The sequence below is a fragment of the Mycobacterium timonense genome, from assembly GCF_025821985.1.
GTDB lineage: Bacteria > Actinomycetota > Actinomycetes > Mycobacteriales > Mycobacteriaceae > Mycobacterium > Mycobacterium avium.
In genome coordinates, this window is sequence record NZ_JACKSY010000024.1 from 1 (window position 1) to 422 (window position 422).

Below are 422 nucleotides of genomic sequence, written 5' to 3' on the forward strand. Positions count from 1 at the left end.
GCCCTCGTCGATCCGCGCCGTCGCGGCCCGCCACAGGGCGTCCAGGTCGCGTTGATCGGGAACGATCGCCAGCGCCCTCGTCGATCCGCGCCGTCGCGGCCCGCCACAGGGCGTCCAGGTCGCGTTGATCGGGAACGATCGCCAGCGCCGAGCGGCCGGCCCGCACCGTTTGCGCGGCGGCCTCGGCGAAGCGGTCGGTGCGCCGCGCCCGTAGCCGTCCCAGCCTGAGGGGTCGACGGGGGCCGGGAGCGCTGGATCCCGGGCCACGACGGATTCCCGCTCCACCCTGGCGTGGCCCTGAGGGGTCGACGGGGGCCGGGAGCGCTGGATCCCGGGCCACGACGGATTCCCGCTCCACCCTGGCGTGGCGGGCCGGCACGGCCAGCCGCAACACGTCGGGGCGGGTGCCGGCGTAGCGCGCG

1 pseudogene is annotated in these 422 nt (G+C 77.5%); it reads right to left on the minus strand.

From position 1 onward, the window contains the following. Positions 1-267 (minus strand): annotated as a pseudogene (locus H7I87_RS07945) (primosome assembly protein PriA); the annotation flags it as partial. Positions 268-422 lie beyond the last annotated feature (155 nt).